At 63.4% G+C, this 22,054-nt stretch carries 15 protein-coding genes; 5 read left to right on the top strand and 10 right to left on the bottom strand.

The genetic code is table 11. The features are described 5' to 3' along the window. The first annotated feature begins 216 nt into the window (after positions 1-216). Entirely contained in the window at positions 217-627 is a 411-nt protein-coding gene (locus AC1Q61_RS30795) for a VOC family protein (protein WP_042923411.1), read from the top strand. A 91-nt stretch (positions 628-718) separates the two neighbouring features. Here the strand turns inward: AC1Q61_RS30795 and AC1Q61_RS30790 are convergent, their stop codons facing one another. Continuing rightward, on the bottom strand, positions 719-1,693 hold the full coding sequence (locus AC1Q61_RS30790) for a sigma-70 family RNA polymerase sigma factor (RefSeq protein WP_003945115.1): 975 nt from the start codon (positions 1,691-1,693) through the stop codon (positions 719-721). Positions 1,694-1,746: 53 nt separating this feature from the next. Further along, positions 1,747-2,478, bottom strand: coding sequence for a GNAT family N-acetyltransferase (locus AC1Q61_RS30785; protein WP_003945124.1), 732 nt, complete (start codon positions 2,476-2,478; stop codon positions 1,747-1,749). A gap of 215 nt (positions 2,479-2,693) precedes the next feature. Here AC1Q61_RS30785 and AC1Q61_RS30780 point away from each other — a divergent pair, with 215 nt between their 5' ends. After that, on the top strand, positions 2,694-3,467 hold the full coding sequence (locus AC1Q61_RS30780; RefSeq protein ID WP_223304680.1) for a hypothetical protein: 774 nt from the start codon (positions 2,694-2,696) through the stop codon (positions 3,465-3,467). Between the two features lie 542 nt (positions 3,468-4,009). Further along, the gene (locus AC1Q61_RS30775; RefSeq protein WP_215516109.1) at positions 4,010-9,493 is read left to right on the top strand and encodes an ATP-binding protein; all 5,484 of its coding nucleotides are present in this window, start codon (positions 4,010-4,012) and stop codon (positions 9,491-9,493) included. Positions 9,494-9,562: 69 nt separating this feature from the next. Here AC1Q61_RS30775 and AC1Q61_RS30770 read toward each other — a convergent pair whose 3' ends face one another. Genes AC1Q61_RS30770 through AC1Q61_RS30760 form a run of 3 tightly spaced genes read right to left on the bottom strand, consistent with a single transcriptional unit; the run spans position 9,563 to position 14,384 of the window. Further along, complete coding sequence (locus AC1Q61_RS30770) at positions 9,563-9,844, bottom strand: hypothetical protein (protein WP_030536904.1); 282 nt, start codon at positions 9,842-9,844, stop codon at positions 9,563-9,565. 11 nt (positions 9,845-9,855) lie between these two features. Beyond that, positions 9,856-13,959 (bottom strand): cation-translocating P-type ATPase, encoded by a 4,104-nt coding sequence (locus AC1Q61_RS30765; RefSeq protein ID WP_492651402.1) that lies wholly within the window; start codon positions 13,957-13,959, stop codon positions 9,856-9,858. Further along, positions 13,959-14,384 carry a hypothetical protein gene (locus AC1Q61_RS30760; protein WP_030536906.1) on the bottom strand — a complete coding sequence of 142 codons (426 nt, stop codon included), beginning with the start codon at positions 14,382-14,384 and terminating at the stop codon, positions 13,959-13,961. The genes AC1Q61_RS30765 and AC1Q61_RS30760 overlap by 1 nt, the downstream gene beginning before the upstream one ends. A 183-nt stretch (positions 14,385-14,567) precedes the next feature. On the opposite strand from AC1Q61_RS30760, the gene AC1Q61_RS30755 reads away from it, so the two are divergent. Next, positions 14,568-15,515, top strand: coding sequence for an aldo/keto reductase (locus AC1Q61_RS30755; RefSeq protein WP_007732210.1), 948 nt, complete (start codon positions 14,568-14,570; stop codon positions 15,513-15,515). 2 nt (positions 15,516-15,517) lie between these two features. Here AC1Q61_RS30755 and AC1Q61_RS30750 read toward each other — a convergent pair whose 3' ends face one another. After that, entirely contained in the window at positions 15,518-16,288 is a 771-nt protein-coding gene (locus tag AC1Q61_RS30750; protein WP_003945109.1) for a hypothetical protein, read from the bottom strand. Between the two features lie 136 nt (positions 16,289-16,424). Continuing rightward, on the bottom strand, positions 16,425-17,654 hold the full coding sequence (locus AC1Q61_RS30745) for a hypothetical protein (RefSeq protein WP_492651401.1): 1,230 nt from the start codon (positions 17,652-17,654) through the stop codon (positions 16,425-16,427). 104 nt (positions 17,655-17,758) lie between these two features. Between AC1Q61_RS30745 and AC1Q61_RS30740 the strand changes: the two genes are divergently transcribed. Then, a complete protein-coding gene (locus tag AC1Q61_RS30740) occupies positions 17,759-19,105 on the top strand; it encodes a DUF5691 domain-containing protein (protein ID WP_042923399.1) in 1,347 nt (448 codons plus the stop codon). A 58-nt stretch (positions 19,106-19,163) separates the two neighbouring features. Here the strand turns inward: AC1Q61_RS30740 and AC1Q61_RS30735 are convergent, their stop codons facing one another. The 3 genes from AC1Q61_RS30735 to AC1Q61_RS30725 form a co-directional block, all read right to left on the bottom strand. Continuing rightward, on the bottom strand, positions 19,164-20,294 hold the full coding sequence (locus tag AC1Q61_RS30735) for an acyl-CoA dehydrogenase family protein (RefSeq protein WP_042923396.1): 1,131 nt from the start codon (positions 20,292-20,294) through the stop codon (positions 19,164-19,166). An 8-nt stretch (positions 20,295-20,302) separates the two neighbouring features. Beyond that, positions 20,303-21,478, bottom strand: coding sequence for an acyl-CoA dehydrogenase family protein (locus AC1Q61_RS30730; RefSeq protein ID WP_007736177.1), 1,176 nt, complete (start codon positions 21,476-21,478; stop codon positions 20,303-20,305). Between the two features lie 107 nt (positions 21,479-21,585). Then, positions 21,586-22,032, bottom strand: a complete 447-nt coding sequence (locus AC1Q61_RS30725) for a hypothetical protein (RefSeq protein ID WP_042923394.1) — start codon at positions 22,030-22,032, stop codon at positions 21,586-21,588. Positions 22,033-22,054 lie beyond the last annotated feature (22 nt).

The raw sequence follows: 22,054 nt of genomic DNA, 5'->3' as shown, positions 1-22,054 counted from the left end.
CGGTGTCCGTGTCGCTCTGACCTGGACAAAGTTACGCGAAGATCAACACAACACCAAATCGCCAGGTCAGAGCACTGACGCCGGTTAACAGGCGATACTTTTCTCGAATTTTTACTTCTCGCGATGACTTTCTGCGCCCACTGCGGTCTGTATGAGCAGGAACCAACAGGAACCGAAGCGTTCAGTAATCAGTCAACCGAGTTCAAGGAGCACCCAATGTCTCGTCTTCTCTTCGTCAACATGCCGGTCAAGGACGTCGTCGCTACCCGTGCATTCTTCAGTGGCCTCGGCTTCGAGTTCAACGACATGTTCAGTGACGAGAACACTGTCTCGATGATCGTCAGCGATTCCGCCACCGTCATGTTCCTGAACGAACCGCGTTTCGGGGACTTCATCGCCGACGACATCTGCGACACGTCGAAAGCTCGTGAAGCACTGATGTGTGTGTCGGCCGACAGCAGGGAGGAAGTCGACACCTTCGTCGACGCGGCGATTGCTGCCGGCGGCAGCAAGTGGATGGAGCCCCAGGATCACGGCTTCATGTACGGACGCGCATTCCGCGACCTCGACAATCACGTCTGGGAGGTCATGTGGATGGACCCGGCTGCGACTGTTCCCCAGCAGTAACGCACAGCAACAGCAGTAACGAGCAGTCGCGCGGGTCCCTCCATACCGGAGGGCTCGCGCAACTCCTTGCCCCTACAACTCGGCAGGGCCCCTACAGCTCGGCAGGCAATCCGAACCGTGCGAACAGACTCAGATCGAAGAAACACGTCACGTGCGAGATCCCGGACTCGGTGACATCGAGAACGTGCAACTGGAAAGCGCGGTGAACACCATCGGGCTCGCGCATGTAGAGGCCGAACGCCGGCTGACCGTTCGCAGCGGTCGGAAGTAGGCGCATCGCTCCTGGTCCGTCGGCCGGGCATTTGGTTCCGATGAGTTGCCCGATTGCCTCGGGGCCCTGGTACCAACCCTCGAACGGAGGCATCTCCCAGATGGCTTCGCGCGTGAACAGTTCGACGATGGCCTCGACGTCGTAGCTCTCGAAGCTGTGCACGTAGTCGCGAAGCAACTTCCGGGCAGCCTCGGTAGTCGGTTCCACGAGATCGTCCTCGGTGGGTCCGATGTGATTGATCTGCGCGCGAGCCCGCTGCAGCAGGCTGTTTACCGCAGTGGTTGTGGTGTCCAGCGCCTCCGCAACTTCCGACGCCTTCCACTGCAGAACGTCACGTAGAACCAGAACCGCACGTTGGCGCGCGGACAAGTGCTGCAAAGCGGCAACAAGCGCGAGCCTGACCGAATCGCGATTGACGACCATGACGGCCGGATCATTGACGTCGCCCAACGCAGAATCGGCGATCGGTTCCAACCAGGCAATCTCGTTGCGCTCGATCAAATCGTCGGCCGGGTCCGAACTAGGTGCGCCGAGGCCGGTCGGGAGGGGACGCCTCGATCTCCCCTCCAGCGCGGTCAGGCAGGTATTCGTCGCGATGCGGTAGAGCCAGGTCCTCAGAGATGACTGGCCCTTGTAACCGTCGAACCCGCGCCAAGCCCGGATGAACGTCTCCTGGACCTGGTCTTCGGCGTCGTGAATCGACCCCATCATGCGATAGCAGTGCGCCAGCAACTCGCGGCGGTACGGATCGGCAAGAGTGAGGAAATCACTGTCCAACGCCTGATCGACTGTCATTTGTTCAGACTAGTGGCCGAGCGCCCGAAACACAGGCGTCGGCGAGAATTCGATCAGGCAGGCGCCTGCACCGCAGTCAACCTGGATCTCTTCCGGAGAACGAACCCCAGTGATTCGTAGAGTCTGATCGCATTCGTATTCGATTGCACTGCATGGAGAAATGGCAGCTCGCCGCGCTCGCGAATCCCGGCAGCGACGGCACGGATCAGCGTCGTACCCAGGCCTCGACCCCGAAAGTCGCTGTCAGTGCACACCGCACTGATTTCCGTCCATCCCGGAGGGTGCAACCGCTCCCCCGCCATGGCAACAAGTCTTCCGTCGACGCGAATGCCGTAGTAACTGCCCATCTCGACGGTACGAGGAAGAAACGGTCCTGGCTTGGTGCGCTCGATCAATGCCAGAATTTCGGGAACGTCGCCCGTTCCGAGAAGTTCGACCGACGGATCAACGGAGACTTCGAGTGCGGATCCGTCCATCTGCACCGAGCCGAACTGATCCACAACGCGCCACCCTTCCGGCGGGCGGTGATCAAATCCTCGCAAACCTACTGTGCCGCCAGGACCTACGAGTGTGAGTAGGTTCTCCCAGTCCTCGGCGTCCAACTCGGGCGGATGACCGACAAACGGCGCGACCGTCGGGTCGTATCGCGCAACTCTCCCTGCCCAGCGAGCGAATTGCGCATGATGTCCGCGAAGTCCTTGTCGCACAGGATCGTCCAGCGGATGGGTGTCGACATCCGTGTCAACTGTCTCGACAAACGACGCCAGGGTCGCCTCCGTGGTCATCGAACCTCTTCCTGCCCTATTTGCCTGTGATGGAGGCGAACGAACCTCCCCGCCCACCTCTATGACAACGCTAGGAACACTTGCTGTCGTAGTCGCCGGATAGAATCAAGATGATTCTGACCTCGACCTGTATTTCCGGCGTCAATCAGGGCTCGATTGCAGATCTGCACCAGGACATTCTTCGCGACGCCTCACCAACCGGAAGGCTATTTGGCATGAGCAACTCCGACCCGATCAGGTCTGCATTCGACCAGTTGCCCCTGAAGGAGATGGACGCTGCAACGCTGGTCTTCGCCATCGAGAGCGCCGTCGACGAGCTGGCGATCTCGGGTGAAACCCTACGGCTCGCCATGGAGGTCGCGACCCTTGCGCACCTCGATCAGTTCAGAAAGAACGGGATCAAGTCCGACGAGGATCCCTACATCGTTCATCCCCTACGAAATGTATTGCGGCTGCTTCGGTACGGGTGCTCCGATGTCGAGATCCTGAGCGCAACCGCGCTTCACGACACGGTCGAGGACCGACCACACGCCGTCATCGCGCTCCTCGGTGGCCAGACTGCAGACGACATGTCCGCATCCGAAGCGCAGGAACGTGCGTCAACACTCATCGCCTCGCGCTTCGGCCACAGAATCTCCGAACTTGTTGAGGCAGTGACCAATCCAATCGACTACCCATGCGACAACACCACCGCCGGATATCAGGATCACGTCATCCGCGCGATAGCGGATCCCGCGGTATTCCTCGTGAAGTTCAGCGACTTCGTCGACAACGCGGGAAGCGTGAAGTACCTGAGCGAGACCGACAGGCTGAGGCTGGTCACGAAATACGAACCACTCGTGGAGCACTTCAAGCGGACTTCACTTGCTCTCGGCAACGGATTGCACCTCCCTCCCTCAGGACTCGACGCGATTGCAAAGCACATCGCAACCATCGAACGCGATTTCTCGAATACGGTCCGACCGGACATAAAAAATACTCGCCAGTAGTACCGATCAGTAATAATCGAGCAACCCAGAGAATTCTCCGAATATGCGATTTTGTTACCAGTGAGTATTCACTTTCTTGCCGATTACATTACCATCGTGATCCGTGTCACAAGTCCGAATTCCATTGCACCGCAATGATTTAACGCCATATGTGTAACCGTGGTTCACGTTGACTAATATTCTTCAATTCGCCCAGGTGACATGAGCGTCGACATACTGCATTCTTAGATAAACCAGGGATTCCCTGGAAGCAGACACAATATGTTGCTGATTCGTGATTGGAGCGGTTCTGAGTCCACGCCTGCAGGGTGGCGCACAAGGCACACAGTGTCTCAGCGCACACAGCGCCTCGGTGCACACAGTGCTTCAGCGCAGGGGACTCGACGAACCGGAAGGGCAATCACTTGCCGACGCGCAACCGGGGGAAACACAGCGCATCGCGGCGTAGTTCACGAACCGGGGAATCCGGGTATGTGGGACACGGTCGGCTCATATCGCAACGTACGTGACGAAGAATCTCATCAAGGACGGTGGCAGTGACAATGTTCAAACGAATCGCAGTGGTCAATCGAGGTGAGGCCGCGGTCCGGCTGATCAGGGCTGTACGCGAACTGAACGCCGAACACGACTACGGCATTCGCGTCATTGCACTGCACACCGAGGCCGAGCGCCGCGCCATGTTCGTCCGCCAGGCCGATGAGGGCGTGACCCTGCGCAGCACCGGCACCGGTAGCCCGTACCTCGACTACGCCGAACTCGAGCGAGCACTGCTCGCAGCCAAGGCCGACGCAGTCTGGGTCGGCTGGGGCTTCGTGGCCGAGGATCCCGCCTTCGCGGAGATCGTCGCGAAACTGGGCATCACGTTCGTCGGCCCGAGCGCCGACGCGATGCGCCTGCTCGGCGACAAGGTTGCCGCCAAGATCCTGGCCGAGAAGGTCGGCGTACCGGTCGCCCCGTGGAGCGGCGGACCGGTCGAAACGCGCGCCGACGCTCGTCGTCATGCTCAGTCCATCGGATATCCCCTGATCATCAAGGCCCGAAGCGGCGGCGGCGGACGCGGTATCCGCAAGGTCTGGGCCGAAGACGAACTCGAAGTTGCACTCGAGCGCACGCAGGGCGAAGCAGAGCGGTCCTTCGGCGACCCCGTCGTCTTCCTCGAACGCCTTGTCACCGATGCACGCCACGTCGAGGTACAGGTCATCGCCGACAACCACGGCAATGTCTGGGCTCCGGGCGTTCGCGACTGCTCGATTCAGCGTCGCAACCAGAAGGTCATCGAAGAATCCGCCTCCCCCGTCCTGACCGAAGAACAGTCGGACCACCTCAAGAAGGTGTCCGCCGAACTGGTCAAGGCAGCCGGATACCAGGGCGCAGGCACGGTCGAATACCTCTACCAGCCCGAGAACAAGCTCTTCACGTTCCTCGAGGTCAACACCCGCCTGCAGGTCGAGCACCCGATCACCGAGGTCACCACCGGAATCGACCTCGTCAAACTGCAGATCCTGGTCGCCAGTGGTGACGAATTGGTCGGTGACTGCCCGCCCGCATTCGGCCACGCCGTCGAAGCCCGCCTCAACGCCGAAGACGCCGACAACGATTTCGCGCCGGCACCCGGCACCGTTCAGCTCCTCAAGTTCCCGCTCGGCTCCGGCATCCGGGTCGACACCGGCATCGCTGCCGGGGACGTCATTCCGCCCGACTACGACTCGATGGTCGCGAAGGTCATCGCGTGGGGCCGCAACCGCTCCGAGGCACTTGCGCGTCTGCGCACTGCCCTTCGTGAAACCACTGTCGTACTCGACGGCGGCACTACCACCAAGTCGTTCCTCCTCGATCTACTCGATCGCGACGAGGTCATCTCGGCATCCGCGGATACCGGCTGGCTCGACCGCACGGGCGCCCTCACCGGCACCACTCGCCGCGCGGACGTCGCGCTGATCGCCACCGCCATCGATGCTTACGACGCCGAGGAGTCCCTCGAGCGTGCGGCCTTCCTCGCCTCGGCACGTGGCGGCCGCCCACGCGCCAATCACGCGATCGGCCGTACCGTCGAGCTCAACTACCAAGGTCAGGCATACAAACTGACCGTCGGGCGTATCGGCCCGCACCGCTACCGCGTCGACGGAGACGCCGGAGACATCGAGGTCGACGTCGATCGTCTCGGTGACTTCGAGTCACGGCTGGTGATCGGTGATCGCCGCTTCCACGTCGTTTCCGTCGTGAGCCCGGCTCGCTATCTCGTCGAGGTCGACGGCATCAGCCACCAGATCAGCCAGGACGACGCCGGCGTAGTCCGCGCGCCGGCTCCCGCCGTAGTGGTAGCAGTACCGGTCGCGGTCGGCGACGACGTCGAAGCCGGATCCACTCTGGTCGTGCTCGAATCCATGAAGATGGAGACCGCGGTTCGCGCTCCGTATGCGGGCAAAGTGCGTGAGGTTCTCGCTACCGTCAACTCCCAGGTCGATGCCGGCGCACCGCTCCTGCGCGTCGACCAGGTCAGTGAGGAAGCTGTCACGGAGAAGGCTCCGCGAGTCCAATTCGATCTTCCCGCAGCAACTTCCGGGTCCGATACCCGCGCAGATGCATTGGCACAGCTGGAAGCACTGACCGCGATGATCAGTGGCTACGACGTCAGCGGCAAGCACGCAAACGCTGTTCTGGCCGAATACGACGCACTTCGCAGCGCACTCGAATCCGAGGACCGCGAACTGGTCCAGGCAGAACTGGCTGTGCTGACCACCTTCGCCGACATCTGCGAACTCTCGCGCAACAAGCCCACCTCGGGCGAGTCCGCGAAGGACGAGTCCGTCCACAGCCCCCGCGAGCACTTCCACACCTTCCTGCACTCACTCGACTCCGAGCGCGAAGGTTTGCCGGCGTCGTTCCGCACGAGACTCGAACGGGCACTTCGCCACTACGACGTCACCGATCTGGAAGATCGCCAGGCCGTCGAGGAAGCGGTGTACCGACTCTTCCTGGCTCTGCAGCGCATGGAAGCCCAGATCCCGGTCATTGCAGCACTTCTCGAAGGCTGGCTCGTCGGCGACAAGGCTCCCGGTTGCTCGGCGCAGGAGCTCAACGAGGTTCTCGATCGACTCATCGTCGCGACGCAGGTCCGCTACCCCGTCATCGGCGACGTCGCCCGCAACCTTCGCTTCCGGTTCTTCGACGAGCCGCGCATCCGCAAAGTTCGCGAAGACGTCTACGACGGAGTACGCGGCAACCTCGCCTACCTCGAAGAGCAGCCGGACGCTGCAGATTTCGACGAGCGAATCGCCAATCTCGTCGCCACTCCCGAACCGCTCCTGGACCTGTTGGGTCGAAAGATCGGCCTCGGCAACCGCGATGGCGGCCCTCTGCTCGAGGTCATCACGCGTCGCTACTACAAGATTCACTCGTTCGAAGACGTCCGCGTTTTCGAGCACGTCGACCGCCGTTTCGTAACCGGTAACTTCGACCTCAAGGGCGACGGGCTGCATCTGGTCTCGACGGTGGCCGAATTCGACGCTCTCGGTACGGCTCTCGACGACGTCGCCACGATCGCGCAGGATGCTCCATCCGGTCGCGGGCTGGTAGTCGACATCTACCTCGACTGGCCTGATCAGCCCGCCGACGGCGACGCGCTCGTCGAGACGCTGCGCACCGAACTCTCGCGCAACGAGACGATCACACGGTCTCGCCGCGCGACGGTGATCATCTGCAACCCGAACGGGGATCCGGTCCGGTGGGTCACCTTCCGCCCCGTCGACGGCGAACTGGTCGAGGACCACATCATCCGCGACATGCATCCGCTCACGGGTCAGCGTCTGGACATGTGGCGCCTGAAGAACTTCAACGGAAAGCGCCTCCCGGCTCCGGAGAACACCTACCTGTTCCACCTCTCGGCCAAGGAGAATCCGAAGGACGAGCGCCTGATCGCTCTGGCCGAAATCCGCGACGTGACACCGCAACTCGACGACGAAGGTCAGATGGTTGCACTCCCGGCCATCGAGCGCACGCTCGCTGCCTGCCTCGACGGTATCCGTCGTGCGCAGTCCCAGCGCGGCGACAAGCGTCGACTGGCAGCCAACCGCGTCGTGCTGTACGTGTGGCCGGTCGCCGACGTTCCCAGCGAACGCTTCTCCGTGATCGCTCAGAACGCAGCCCGACTGACCGTCGGCGCCGGGCTAGAAGAGATCACACTCATCACCCGCCTGAAGGACCGAAAGGGCGGCGCGCCCAAGGAAGTTGCGCTGCGATTCTCCTACCGCGCAGGTGCCGGTGTGGTCATCAACAAGACCACGCCTCCCACTGAACCGCTGCTCCCCCTCGACGCGTACGCCCAGAAGGTCCAGAGTTCGCGGGCACGCGGCACGGTGTACCCGTACGAGCTGATTCCGCTCCTGACCGGCACCAAGGGCACCTTCGTCGAGCACGACTTCGACGAAGCGGGCGTCCTCTCACCTGTCGAGCGTCCGTACGGGCTCAACAAGGCCGGCATCGTCGTCGGCCTCGTGAACACTCCGACGCCGCGCTATCCCGAGGGAATGACCCGTGTCGCGCTCTTCGGTGACCCCACCAAGGCGCTCGGTACCGTGGCCGAGGCCGAATGCTCACGCGTGGTCGCTGCCATCGACCTGGCCGAGAAGTTGAACGCCCCGGTCGAGTGGTTTGCACTGTCCTCGGGTGCCACCATCTCGATGGAGAGCGGCACCGAGAACATGGACTGGGTCTCCCGTGGCCTGCGCCGGATCATCACCTTCACCCAGAACGGCGGTGAAATCAATATCGTCGTCACGGGCATCAACGTCGGCGCTCAGCCCTACTGGAACGCCGAAGCCACCATGTTGATGCACACCAAGGGCATTCTGGTGATGACCCCGGACAGCGCGATGGTGCTGACCGGCAAGCAGTCTCTCGACTACTCCGGTGGTGTGTCGGCCGAGGACAACTTCGGTATCGGTGGTTACGACCGCGTCATGGGCCCCAACGGCCAGGCGCAGTACTGGGCCCCCGACCTCACTGCGGCGTGCGAGATCCTGTTCCGTCACTACGCACACTCGTACCTCGCTCCCGGCGAACGGTTCCCGCGCCGCGCAGCGACGACGGACCCCGTCGATCGCGACGTGCGTAGCTTCCCGCACACCCACCCGTCGAGCGACTTCGAGACGGTCGGCGACATCTTCTCCTCGGCGAAGAACCCGGATCGCAAGAAGCCCTTCGACATTCGCACCGTAATGCGTTCGGTGGTCGACCAGGACCACTCTGTTCTCGAGCGTTGGGCCGACATGGCCGGCGCCGACACCTCGGTCGTTCTGGACGCGCACCTCGCCGGACATCCGGTCACAGTGGTGGGCATCGAATCCCGCGCGATCCCACGTAAGGGGCACTTCCCCGCCGACGGTCCCGACACCTGGACGTCGGGAACGCTGTTCCCGAACTCGTCGAAGAAGACTGCCCGCGCGATCAATGCTGCGAGCGGCAACCGTCCGATCGTGGTGCTGGCCAACCTGTCCGGCTTCGACGGTTCCCCGGAGTCGCTGCGCAACATCCAGCTCGAGTACGGCGCCGAGATCGGCCGCGCCATCGTCAACTTCGACGGACCGATCGTGTTCTGCGTCGTCTCCCGCTACCACGGCGGCGCGTTCGTCGTGTTCTCCGGTGCGCTCAACGACAACATGGAAGTTCTTGCTGTCGAAGGCTCGTTCGCGTCGGTACTCGGCGGCGCCCCCGCCGCCGCAGTGGTCTTCACCCGTGAGGTGAACACCCGCACCAACAACGACCCGAAGGTGCAGCAACTGGAGGCAGACTTGGCAGCAGCCAAGGATGACACGGAGAAAGCACATCTGCGCGTAGAACTGAACGCTCAGCGCATCGCCGTCCGCTCCGACAAGCTCGGCGAAGTGGCATCCGAATTCGAAGCGATCCACAACATCCAGCGGGCCCGAGAGGTCGGCTCGGTGGATGAGATCGTCCCTGCCGCAGAACTGCGTCCGCAGATCATCGCAGCAGTCGAACGCGGCATGAAGCGCGCACTCGCGCAGTAAGTTTCTCCGCACGTCGAGCGGTCCCGCGAAATGCGGGGCCGCTCGATTTGTGTCCAGGCAGCGCCTGCGTCAGACGCCCTCGAGCGCCTCTCCGATCTCTTCGAGGACGTGATTGTGCTGCTCTGTTGCGAGCAGATGCCCCGCTGCAATGGTGACTGCCACGGGCCACTCGATGATCTCGAAGGCGACCATCAGTCCCATCACCGCAAAGTAGGCGATCTGCTCGGGTCTCGGAACAGGGATGGCACCGACGATCGGTAGCTCCAACTCGAAGCTCCGTGCCGAACGGACGGATTCGACTACCGCGCGGTGATCGACGGGGTTCGTGTGGTCGACGGTGTTCTGGGACATGTCACGATTCCTCAGGATTCATCTCGGGTCGCCCGGGAGTTCGGCGACGTGTCACTTCCAGCAGCGACGCTCACAAGCGTGTCCGATTCACCGGTTTCCGCTTCTTTGATTTCCACGTCGCTGATTTCCACGCTGTCGCGGGCGCTGACTCCCCCGGTTCGGGAGGTGTACGCAGTGCTCGTTCGCGTCGGGATCTTGCGAATCGTCGACTGACCGTTCGCGTTCTCCTCAGTTGCGGCAATCCGCTCCAACGCCCGCGGGGCCAGCGCCGCGAGCAGCGTCGCCGCCGACGCGCAGCCCACCGCTTGGCCCCAGGCGATGGGACCGAGCGGCGTGCAACCGAGAAATTGGCTCACCACGGGTGTGCTGACGAGCGTCGCCAGCGCCGCAGCGGATCCGGCAACGGTTGCGACCACCAGCGGACTGCGTGATTCGAGCAGCGTCTGCCCCAGTTGGGTGCCCACCAGGGCAACCAACGCCACCGTCGACGCTCGCCGCCTCCTACCGCTCGCCCGGGCCAGAAGCCACGCTGCCAGCGCACCGATTGCCGTGGCACCGCCGCGGACAGCGATCGTCTGCCACAACGCATGAGCGTCCATCTGTTCGGACTTCTCGGATCCGTTCTCGGACGGGGTGCTCACCGCAAGCGCGGCAGCGGGCAAGGCGTCCGTCATCAGATTGACCAGTAGCAACTGCCTTGCGTTGAGCGGTGATTCGCCGGACAACGCAGAACCGATCAGCGCGAATGCGACTTCGCCCGCGTTGCCTCCGAGCAAAACCCCTACCGCTGATCTGACCCGCCGCCACAATTGACTGCCCTCGTCCAATGCGTCGGTCAGTCCGCCGACACGGCCGTCGAGGAGCACGATGTCTGCGGCGCCGCGCGCCGGATCACTGTCGGTCGACGCCACCCCGATTCCCACGCTGGAAACTCGGATCGCCGCAGCATCGTTCGCGCCGTCACCGACCATGGCGCACACCCGCCCGTCGGTCTCCAACGCTTGCACGATCTCGACCTTCTGCTCGGGTGTCACGCGCGCAAAGACGCTGCTGCCGCGGACCGCATCCCGTCTTTCGGCGCGAGAGAAGTTCTCCCAGTCAGGACCGGTGACAACATCCTCGCGTGCGACGTCCAACCCCAGTTCGGTGGCGACCGCGGCCGCTGTTGTCGGATGATCCCCGGTCAGCACGCGCACTTGCCGTCCGTCGCCTCGAAGTTCTCGAACAAGTTGCGTTGCTTCGGGTCTGAGCGTGTCCGAGAGTCCGAGAAGGCCGACCGCTTCCAACCCCTCGGAGCAACACTGTTCGAGAAATTGCGAGTCTTCGCCTGCGCGTCGCGCGTCGTGTTCCGACAACTCGCGCTGGGCGACGGCAACCACCCGCAGTCCGCGTCCGGCCATGCTTTGAACGTGCTTCGCCGACACAGCATTCGGATCTCGTCCTGCTTCGGTCACGAATTCCGGCGAACCTTTGAGTGCGATCCGCCTGCCGAGCAAAGCTGCCGAGTACGGCCGCCCCGACCTGAACGGAACGAGGTTGTTCGCCTCGACGTCACCGAAAACCGAAGCATCGTCCAGAGCTTGCTGGGCTGCATCGACGACGGCAGCATCCGTCGAATGAAACACGAGATCGTCGCGACTTCCCAAGGCACTGCGCGCCGCAACTTCCAGAATCTCGCTTTCGTCCCAGCCGTCGACGCGTTCGACCGCGGCCACCCGTAGCTTGTTCTCGCTGAGGGTTCCGGTCTTGTCGAAGCAGACCACGTCGACACGACCGAGCGCTTCTATCGATCGTGGCGCACGAACCAACACTCCTGCTGCAGTGAGCCTTCGCGCTGCGGCCTGCTGAGCCAGAGTGGCAACCAGAGGCAGCCCCTCCGGCACGGCAGCCACAGCCACGGCCACACCTCCGGTGACGGCGCGGCGCAGACCGGTACCACGAAGCAGACCCGCGACTGTCACCAACGCCCCACCGCCGATACTGGCCGGCAGGGTCGCCCTCGTGAGTTCGCGAAGTCTGTTGGTCAGGCCCACAGCAGGTCCGGATCGGGACACACCGACATCGGCACGCCTGGTCACCGTTCGGGCTCCGATGGCCGTGACCACGCCACGACCGGATCCGGCAAGCACTGTTGTCCCTGCGTAGGCCATGCACCGTCGCTCGGCCAGTGGCATCCCAGGGGTCGGGTCGGTCTGCTTGTCGACGGGCAGGGACTCTCCCGTCAACGACGACTCGTCGACTTCCAGTGATTCGACGCTCAACAGGCGACAATCTGCGGGCACGATGTCCCCGGACTCGATTGCCACGACGTCACCGAGTTCGAGCGCGTCGGCCGCTGTCTCGACCGTGCCGTCGTTGGTTACTCGCCGAGCTACCGGTTCCTGAGTCCGCAAGAGCCGCTGCACCGCCCGCTCCGAATGAAGCCGTTGAACAGCGGACATCGCGGCATTGCCGACCAAGACCGAGCCGACCAGGACGGCGTCTACCGGTGAACCGAGGACTGCACTGGCAGCGGAGCCGGTCGCCAACACAGGCGTCAGTGGATCCGCCAATTCTGTTCGCAACGCCGACAATCCGTCACGGATCAACCTGAACCGTGCGGGCGCTCGCACACGAGCTTCCGCACGGTGCGGTGTATGTCGGATGGATTCGGATAGTTCGCGAACGACAGCATCACCGTCCATCTCATGCCAGGTATCGCTCGGAGTACCGACAGGGACGGGCGCTTGAATCACAGATCGGGACAGGGTGTATCCGGTCCACAGTCCCGCGGCCGAACCAGCCGTGACCGGCCCCGGCCCTGCCCCTCGAACTCCCGGAAGCATGATCAAGGCACCCAATGCCGAAGAACCTGAGGAGAGTTCGACACCGCGCCTCGTCGCTGTTCGAGCAGCCGGGAGCGCATGGACAACCCGCCACGCCCCGGCCAAGTCGGTGTGGATGTCGGCACTCACGTGCTCGCCACTCGGTGGTGAAATCCCGATGCGTAGCACTGCCTGCCCCGCTATCGCCCTACTCGACACGATCGCAACTGTCCGACCCTCGGCCACCAACGCCGAGAGAGCCTCGCGCAGGCCGGCTTCGGCAGTCGATTGCGCCGGATAGAGCTCGTCGAATCCACTTCGCAGTGATCCGAGCCCGTCGTCGTCGATCGTGACGGCTGCGACCCCGGCCGCACGTATTTCGCCTATCAGTGTTTCCGCCAGACCTTTTCGCACGGGTCGCACGACCACTTCGGCGCCGCCGATGCGGTGCCTTCCCACTCCGACAGTTCCGTCGTTCAGAGCTTTCCTGGCTTGTTCCCACACTGCGACGCGATCCGACTCGGCCACCTCTCGTATGTCGGAAACCCGGAGCGAGTCGTCGAAGAGGACGCTCGGATCGACGAGGACGGTGTCAATACGATCGAGCATGCGTAGAGCCGCAGAGTCCGAAACGGCGGTGTGGTGCGTCCGACACAGACCGTATGACACACCAGCAGCGAATGATTCGCGCGACATCCGAAGCGGCCGCGGCGCCGAAACCTTGATACTCGTCGCGACGGTGTCACCGCCGGCGGACACGGTAGCCAGTGCAGCCCCGGCCACCAACTGAACCCCTGCGATCCTGTCTGCGTAACGCTCACCTGAGCCACTCGGTTCAGGCCTCACGGAAGAACCGCGACCGCCAGGTTCGAGTGGCCCCACACGCCGAGAGCTTCGCGCCGCCAGAGTTTCGCGCAGCAGCATCGTCCGCAGCCAGAAATCCACGCCCAATGACGCAGGCGCATAGGTCAGAACATCCGCGAACGACGTCGCCGACTCCAATGCGAAGTCGGTGAGCGAACGGCCAAGGCTCTGTTCGATCCGCCGACGCACCCGGGGTTGATAATTGATCGCCGACGCGGCCGCCGAGACATAGGCGGAACCTGGGATTCGCGGGGCACCGAATATCGATCCCGCTGCTGCAGGAATCATCCCCACACCCGCCAACGCGAGGGTGCCGGTCCGCAACGCCACGTCACTGACAGCGGTTCGCGGAATCGTCGAACCACCCACCAACGCGAGTCCCGACAACGCCAGACGCGGCGGCAAAGTTGCCACCGACACCGCACGCCGGGCCATCGCTGAGAACATCAGTGAGTGGATCGAGTGTGCGAAGAACTGTGAGTTCGATCCTGTGACCGGCCGGCCGCCTTGTGGGAGTTTCCGCTCGATTCCTTCTTTACCTGTTCCGGCTTGCTCGTGCGGCCAACCGCCTTGACCTGGCGATCCGGCCGACCGCTCTTGCGATCCCATTCGTGGAGTACCAGGGCCGTGCCGCCGACTGCCAAGAGCACCGGCCATTCCACCAATCCCGCCGCACCCACGGCCGCCATCGTGAGAACCGCCGTCGGCGTCGAGGAACTACCCGCACGAATTCCGTCTCGGACACCCTCCGCCGATCCACGTATCCCGCCCGTCACTCCACCGATCACTCCACCGCCGACGGCTCCGGCCACCGTCGTCGTTGCGTCTGCCACCCCACGAACGACGCGGGTCGCTTCGTCCACAATCATCATCGGACGCTCCTATCAGCAGTCCATCGAAGAATTCAGTATTTGAGGCCATACCCAACGCTGACGGCGGCAATCACGATCCGATACATTTTTCGGCGAACCTGGCGAGGGCGCGCCATCGCCAGCGCCGTGAGAGGGTACGGTGCGGGATGCAGCGACCACCTTCATCGACGGGAGTTCCACACAGTGGCGATCATCGGAAATTCGGACCTCGACATCTTCCGACTCAGCTTGGGCGGCAACCCTTTCGGATGGACCGCGGACGAGAAGACGTCCTTCGAGATCCTCGACTCGTTCGCCGAAGCCGGTGCAAATTTCATCGACACCTCCGACTCGTACACGGCGTCGGCTCCCGGCAATTCCGGCGGGGAATCCGAAACGATCATCGGGAAATGGATCACCGATCGGGGACTGCAGAACGACATCGTCGTCGCCACCAAGGTGGGTAGCCATCCCGATTTCAAGGGCCTGAAGGCCGACAACATCGCGGCCGCAGCTGAGGCGTCGCTGCAGCGCCTGCAGACGGACTGCATCGATCTGTACTACGCGCATTTCGACGACCCGCAGACTCCGCTCGAGGAAACTCTCGAAGCCTTCAATGCGTTGGTCGTCGCGGGCAAGGTTCGCTATCTCGGAATCTCCAACTACAGCCCCGACCGCGTCCGGGAGTGGCTGCGGATCACCGAGGAGAACGGTTACGCCGCGCCCATCGCGCTGCAACCGCACTACAACCTGGTTCACCGCAAGTCGTACGAACCCGAACTTGCCCAGATCGCCACCGACAACAACATCAGCGTCTTCCCGTACTTCGCTCTCGCTTCCGGCTTCCTGACCGGAAAATACAAGACCCGCGCGGACATCGAAGGCAGCTCCCGCGAACGACTGACGGCCGGATACTTCAGCGACGCCGGACTCGACGTCGTCGCGGAACTGGCGACAATCGCGCAGGCACACGACAGCGAGATCTCGACCGTCGCGCTGGCCTGGCTGCTGACTCGACCGGGCATCACCGCACCGATCGCGAGCGTCAGCCGGCCCGAGCAGCTCCCGGCGCTACTGGACGCCCCGAATCTGGTGCTCTCGTCGAATGAACTGGACACTCTCGAACGGGTGTCGGCGGCAGTCGGAGCCTGAGATCAGGCAGTTTTGAGATGAGCGCCGAGGGCCGTGTTGTTGATCGTCCAGAACGACCAACCGTCATGGCTCTCGGTGTCGCCTGAGATGTGACCGGTGACGGCATTTGCGGCCGCGGTCGGATCTGGGAATCGGCGGCCTTCCATCGGTCCGCGCATGATCTCGACGACCTCGGTGGTTTCGTCGAAGCGCCCGACCCAGCGATATCCGTGGCAATCGGCTGTCATCTCAAGGCGATTGTCGACGACTTCGATCTCCTCGACACCGCTGGCGCGACGCTTCTTCGCGGCGACTGGCGACGTCTTACGCTTGGTCGCAACCGGGGTCTCGACGTAAATGCTCGGATCCTTGACCGCGGCCAAGCCCAGCGCATCCCAACGATCGTGACCGTGCACGACGCGCCCACGCGGAATCGCGTGATGGCCGGTGCGATTACGTCCGGGGCTGTCCATGATCCACAGGTCGACCTCGGCGCGGATGTCGTCGGCGACCTCGTTGGAGGGCAACATGTAGAACTCGTGCGGATCTGCTGCCAGGTCGACGAACACCCAGAACTCGGAGCGGGTGTCGTCACTCTCGAGCGACTCGTCCTGACGCCTGGCCTGCCAGTCACCGTCGAGCTTGGACCGCACGCGGACGATTCGGCTGACACCGTCAGCGCCCGTCACCTCGACGGGATTACGACGTGAGTGCGTGAGACGGACAGCCTTGCCCCCACGCTGCGTAGCTTCGGAAATGAACGCATTGATGCCGCGGCTTGCGGTGTCTTCCATGATCGACCTGTCTCGAGCGGGTACGCCCGCATCACCGGATCGGCATCGGGGTCGAGCATTGAGCGAAATCCCGGCCTTTACTTCGATCGTGTGGCCGGTCAGTACCCCCGACCTTACAGCTCCGGCGACGGCCTGACTACGGCGCCCGACGCTCGTTCCCAGAGGTCAGCAGTGCAATGTCCCCGTAAAGCGCCGCCCGGTGAGCGAACATCAGCTCTTCCACACCGTCGAATTGATCCCCGACGTAGTGCGTGTTTGCAGCCGAAAGTTCACGTGAGCCCGAGCGCGCGAGTAGGTCGTCGATCCGGCTGTCGAGGCTCGCTGCATGCGCAACCGCGCGCTGCGAACTCAACTGATCCTCGGCCCGTGCGACCAGGTCACCGATCCGCGCGAGGGCCGCGACGCGCTCGACCAGCTGGTCCCAGACCGCGCCGAGCGCTTCCCTGCGCGAAGCGATTCCAGCTCGGGTTCCCTCGTCGCGTGCCAGTGCAGCCGCGTCGTCCAACTCCGCAAGAATCGAACGCAGCGCGACGGTGTCGACCGCGATCTGGGTGATCTCGTCGGCCAGGTCGAGTTGGTTGCGCTGAATGACGAAGTGGTCGGAATGCCACGCGCTGGAGCTTTCGATCCGGTCGAACAGATTCCCGGCGAGGTAAAGCAAGGCGTCGTACTCACCGGCGCGTCCCTCGGGTTCTGAATCGACCAGTCCGTCGAGGACTTCCGCGATGTGCCTTCCGGCATCGGCGATGACACCGGTTCCCTGGACCTTCCCGAACTGGGCGGCAAGTTTGTCGAGTGCTGCGTTTCCACTGCTGGCCACGACACCGAGCCCCACCGGCAGCTTGGCTGGAACCGGTGTACGGGTGAGCCCGGCAAAGAGAGCCTCGCGTTGCTCGACGTCGAGATGCAGGCCGTCGCGCCGGTCCTTGCGGATGGCACGGACACTGCTCGCGAAGTGACGATTGGAATGCACGATCGCCGATCGCATCGACTGAACGCGCTTGTCGAGCGCCTGCACCCGTCGTTCGAGGACAACCTGAACAGGGCCGATGCGAGTCGCGAGCAGTCGACGTCCGGTGCGGGCCAGCTCGTCGGTGAGATACCGCAACTCCGAGAAGCCGCCGATCTCCGGGAACGAACGTCCGACACTGCGCCGGTTCGCCAGGATCGATCGCGTCGACTCGTCCCCATACCCCCCGGCAATCAGCAGCGCGACATCATCGGACAACTCCGGCCGGTTCGACTCGACGGTTCCCGCCGCACACCACTCCCTCACTCGGGTGGAGATGAGCGTTCGCCGTTCGGTCACCGATGCCACGACAAAGACGTCGTCAGTTCCGTCTCTCATCTCACGGCCATCCGTCATCTCACGCCTCCTGCTGGGTGCCGGTTACCACTGTTCCAGAATCTGCCGACACGCGCCCGACCCCTGCGACCCAGCTCGACGCACCCCTGCCATACCGTAGGCGGGTGACCTCCCTGCGATCAGACGCGCACGCAGGTCACTCGCGCGCATCGAAGACTGATCCAGCAGTTCAACCGCTGCTTCCCGACCTCGCGATCGAACAACTTCAGTCCTTGTTGCAAGTACGTTCCTGGACTCTCGCGGAATGGTTCGCGATGGCCGACCAACGCGGATTCCTCGCGCCCGCGGCCAGTGTCCCGCTCTTCATGGAAGCCGCGCTGAAGTATCCCGAGCACCGCGAGGCGCTACTTCGCCTCGCCGGTCGACGCGGGCAGTACCTGGCGGAGCAGAACCCGGATTGGGCCCAGCTACGACGAATCGGATCACGCCGGGACGAGCTGTGGCTTTCGCCCGATCGGGACGACCGTACGGCCTGGTTCGATTACATACGTACGGTCGACCCGGAACTGGCGAGCGAAGAGCTCGAGATCGCTTGGGACGACGAGGCCACGGCAAGCCGGCTGCACTTCCTCGACCATCTCGACGTCGGGCTGGGTGAACACGACTACGCGCTCCTCGAGCGTGCACTCGACGATCCAGCCGTGCGGGTCCGTGAGCGTGCAATTCAACTACTACGGCAACTCCCCCGATCTCCGTTTGCCTCTCGAATGGTCACTCGGGCTCGGTCCTGGGTGCGGCTCGAGACGAAGCCCTTGCGGCCGCGCCTTGCCGTCCGATTGCCCGGCTCGCTCGACGACCTCGCATTTCGTGACGGCATCGAAGACGTCCACTACAAGAACAAGGGCATCCGGCGCTGGTGGTTACGGCAAGTCGTGACCGCCACTCCGCTGACGCTGTGGGAATCTATGGCCGGTTCGCCACGCGAGGCCCTCACCATCCCCATCGAGAAGCAATGGCGCGCGGTGATGATCGAATCATGGATTGCCGCAACCGTTCTCCAGAAGAACACCGCGTGGGCGTCGGCATTTCTGGAGCGGGACGGGCGCACGACCGACCGGAGAATCGTCGCCATCGCGGACCCACGCGAGCGCGTCGAGTACATCGTTGCCGGCCACGCGGACGAGTACCTTCTGGGCGTCGACGGCAGCGCACTACTCGACGGCATCGACCGCCCATGGCCCCTGGCCGTCGCCGAAAAGTTGTTGAATGCCTTGGAGAACGAAGCGATGGAGCATGCTGCGACGGGTGAGGACTTGGGCATCCACTCGCGTCACAGTCACTTTTCCACCCTGCGAAGCGTGCAGGCGCGCTTCCCTTTCGACGCCGTACCGCTTCTGCAGGACGCGGCGGCCCGAACGAGTGACCCCGGGTGGCAACACGCATTCACCGACAGCGCCGTCAACATCGAGCAGCGCCGACTCCGCTTGGACGTCCTGCGCAATCACCGCTGAACGACGAAGGGGCCGCATCCTTGGAACGGAATGCGGCCCCTTCGTCGTTCGTGAAAGATCAGACCACGCTGACCATCTCGTGATCAGCCACACCGGCGGCCAACACCCGAAGGTGATCTTCGGTGCTGCCGAGGGTGTGCTCGATGGCGACGAGTCGGCTCACGTAGTGCCCCACCGGGTACTCTGCGGTCATACCGATACCACCATGCATCTGGATCGCCTCCTGGCCGATGAGCCGAGCCGAACGCCCGATCTGCAACTTCACCCGCGAAGCGATCACTGGATCGACGACGCCGTCGGCAAGGGACATCGTTGCGTACAGACTCATGCTGCGTGCCAACTCGAGCGAGACGTACAGGTCGGCGGCGCGGTGTGTCAGTGTCTGGAACTTTGCGAGGGGAACCCCGAATTGCTTACGCGTCTTGAGGTATTCGGTGGTCAGGCGTAGCGCCTCTTCCATCGCTCCGACAGCCTCGGCGCACAGCGCGGCCTGCTCACGGATCTGCGCGGCCTGGATCAGAGCAGCAACGTCACCGCCCTCACCGAGTGCTTCGGCCGGCGTATCGGTGAACTCGATCTGCGCCCCGCGCAACCCGTCGTGAGTGGCGTAGGACTTGCGTACCAAACCGGAGGCATCGCTCTTGACGAGGAACAGTCCGACGCCACCGCCGGGGAGCGCAGCGCTCACGACCAAGATGTCCGCCGTCGCGCCGTGGCCGACGGGATTCTTGATACCGGTGATGGTCCAGCCGCCGTCGACCTGGGCCGCCGCGGTGGCCCGTTCGGTTGCCGGCCAACGGATTCCGGGTTCCTGGTCGGCGAACGCGAGGAACGTGGTGCCCTCGGCCACTCCGGGAAGAATCGACGAGCGCTGCTCTACGCTGCCACCTTCGGAGATGAGGCCGCCCGGCGTCACGACCGCGTCGAGTAGCGGCTCGGGTGCCAAGCGTCGACCGATCTCGGTCATGACCGCGCCGATTTCCACTGGGCCGGCGTCCATGCCGCCGTCGTCCTCGGAGAATGTCAGGCCGAGCAAGCCGACCTCGGCCAACTGCTTCCAGACCTGCGGGCTCCACCCGGGATCGGAGTCGATGATCGCGTTGCGCTTCTCGGCGTCGTAGCTACGCGCGAGGAGATCCTTGGTGGTGTCGCGGAGAAGTTTTTGTTCGTCGTTGAGTTCGAAGTCCATGCCACGCCTCACAATCCGAGGATCGAGGAGGCGATGATGCTGCGCTGCACTTCGCTCGATCCGCTGTAGATGGATACCTTGCGGTAGTTCAGGTACGTCGGGGCAGTGTGCTGCGCCCAGCTCGCGGAGGCGATGTCGCTGCCCGCGTCGTACGGCAGTGAATCAGGGCCGGCCACGTCCATCAGCAGTTCGACGCTCGCCTGCTGCAATTCGGAGCCACGAAGCTTGAGCAGCGACGACGCCGGGTTCGGCTGGCCGTCAGCGGAACTGGCTACCACTCGGAGCTGAGTGAGCTCGAGGGCAAGCAATTCGTTTTCGAGTTCGGCGAGGCGAGCAGCGAAGAGCGGATCTTCGAGCAGTGTTCCGTTGCCGACCTTGACCTCGGCAGCGCGGGCCTTGGCCTGGGCCAGACGAACCTTCGAGAAACCGACGCGGGTGACACCGGTGCGCTCGTTACCGAGCAGGAACTTGGCGTAGCCCCAGCCCTGGTTCTCTTCACCGACCAGGTTCTCTCCCGGAACGCGGACGTCCTCGAAGAACACTTCGTTGACCTCGTAGCCGCCGTCGATCAGCTTGATCGGGCGGACCGTGACGCCAGGCGTCTTCAGATCGACAAGGATGAACGAGATGCCGGCCTGACGCTTGGGCGCATCGGGATTGGTGCGCACCAGGCAGAAGATCCAGTCGGCGTACTGTCCCAGCGTCGTCCAGGTCTTCTGACCATTGATGACCCAGTCGTCGCCGTCGCGGACCGCACGGGTCTTGAGCGAAGCGAGATCGGAACCGGCCTCGGGTTCGGAGAATCCCTGGCACCACCAGATGTCGAGGTTGGCAGTCGCCGGAAGGAACTTCTCCTTCTGCTCCTGCGAGCCGAAGGCCGCGATGACCGGACCGACCATGTTGGCGTTGAACGCCAAAGGTTCGGGAACCGACGCAAGCTGCAGTTCGTCGAGCCAGATGTTGTGCTGGACCGGGGTCCAGTCCTTGCCGCCCCACTCGACCGGCCAGTGCGGTACCGCCAGACCGTGAGCGTTGAGGATCTGCTGCGCCTCGACCATACGGTCGCGCCCCAACTCCTCGCCGTGGGCGTACGCCTCCCTGATGTCCGCGGGGATTTGCGTACGGAAGAACGTCCGCATCTCGTCGCGGAACGCTAGTTCCTCGTCGGTCAATGCCAGGTTCATCGGGATTCCTTCGCACTCGAAACCGGATTCATGTTCGGTTCGACCGTACCCCGACAGCTATGGAGGCGGAACAGGTACCGCAAAAGACGGCACTCAGGGCCGACCCCCTACACGGTTTTCAGGACCAACAGGTAACCCCCGCCCGCGGCGTCGATACTTGTTTCGACATTCAACGCGGGAGCCAGACGCGACAACCGATCGATCAGCCAATCCGACGCTTCCTGGGCGTCGTCCTTGCCGGGGCAGCGAGCGAGGGCGACGCGGCCACCCTTTCGCTCGAGCTGCTCCACGACCCCGATGATCGGGGCGGGATCCACGACGAACAGCCGATCCGGCCATTCCACAACAGGTTTGACCGCACCCTTCTTGGTGTTGCATGCGCGGTGCGCCAAGCGTTCGACGCCACCTTTGGTCTTGCCACCCTTTTTTGCGGTGTTGATGCTGTCGATACTCGGGCCGCGCGGATCATTGACGGACATATCGGGATCGACCGGTTCGTCACACAGCCAGCAGCGCCAGGATTCACGTTCGCCGACTTCTTGAAGGGTGCTCATGTGGCAACGGTACCGTGCGCAC

This window comes from Rhodococcus sp. MPR-R1B, assembly GCF_058793255.1.
The sequence above is the reverse complement of the archived record's forward strand: the minus strand, read 5'-3'. Positions and strand labels throughout refer to the sequence as shown.

What these genes read in the sequence shown, in the direction of transcription:
- AC1Q61_RS30790 (WP_003945115.1), bottom strand. Translation starts at nt 1,693, where the DNA reads ATGACAGTCGATCAGGCGTTGGACAGTGATTTCCTCACTCTTGCCGAT.
- AC1Q61_RS30730 (WP_007736177.1), bottom strand. Translation starts at nt 21,478, where the DNA reads ATGAACCTGGCATTGACCGACGAGGAACTAGCGTTCCGCGACGAGATG.
- AC1Q61_RS30770 (WP_030536904.1), bottom strand. Translation starts at nt 9,844, where the DNA reads ATGTCCCAGAACACCGTCGACCACACGAACCCCGTCGATCACCGCGCG.
- AC1Q61_RS30780 (WP_223304680.1), top strand. Translation starts at nt 2,694, where the DNA reads ATGAGCAACTCCGACCCGATCAGGTCTGCATTCGACCAGTTGCCCCTG.
- AC1Q61_RS30795 (WP_042923411.1), top strand. Translation starts at nt 217, where the DNA reads ATGTCTCGTCTTCTCTTCGTCAACATGCCGGTCAAGGACGTCGTCGCT.
- AC1Q61_RS30750 (WP_003945109.1), bottom strand. Translation starts at nt 16,288, where the DNA reads ATGGAAGACACCGCAAGCCGCGGCATCAATGCGTTCATTTCCGAAGCT.
- AC1Q61_RS30765 (WP_492651402.1), bottom strand. Translation starts at nt 13,959, where the DNA reads ATGTTCTCAGCGATGGCCCGGCGTGCGGTGTCGGTGGCAACTTTGCCG.
- AC1Q61_RS30745 (WP_492651401.1), bottom strand. Translation starts at nt 17,654, where the DNA reads ATGACGGATGGCCGTGAGATGAGAGACGGAACTGACGACGTCTTTGTC.
- AC1Q61_RS30735 (WP_042923396.1), bottom strand. Translation starts at nt 20,294, where the DNA reads ATGGACTTCGAACTCAACGACGAACAAAAACTTCTCCGCGACACCACC.
- AC1Q61_RS30760 (WP_030536906.1), bottom strand. Translation starts at nt 14,384, where the DNA reads ATGATGATTGTGGACGAAGCGACCCGCGTCGTTCGTGGGGTGGCAGAC.
- AC1Q61_RS30785 (WP_003945124.1), bottom strand. Translation starts at nt 2,478, where the DNA reads ATGACCACGGAGGCGACCCTGGCGTCGTTTGTCGAGACAGTTGACACG.
- AC1Q61_RS30725 (WP_042923394.1), bottom strand. Translation starts at nt 22,032, where the DNA reads ATGAGCACCCTTCAAGAAGTCGGCGAACGTGAATCCTGGCGCTGCTGG.
- AC1Q61_RS30775 (WP_215516109.1), top strand. Translation starts at nt 4,010, where the DNA reads ATGTTCAAACGAATCGCAGTGGTCAATCGAGGTGAGGCCGCGGTCCGG.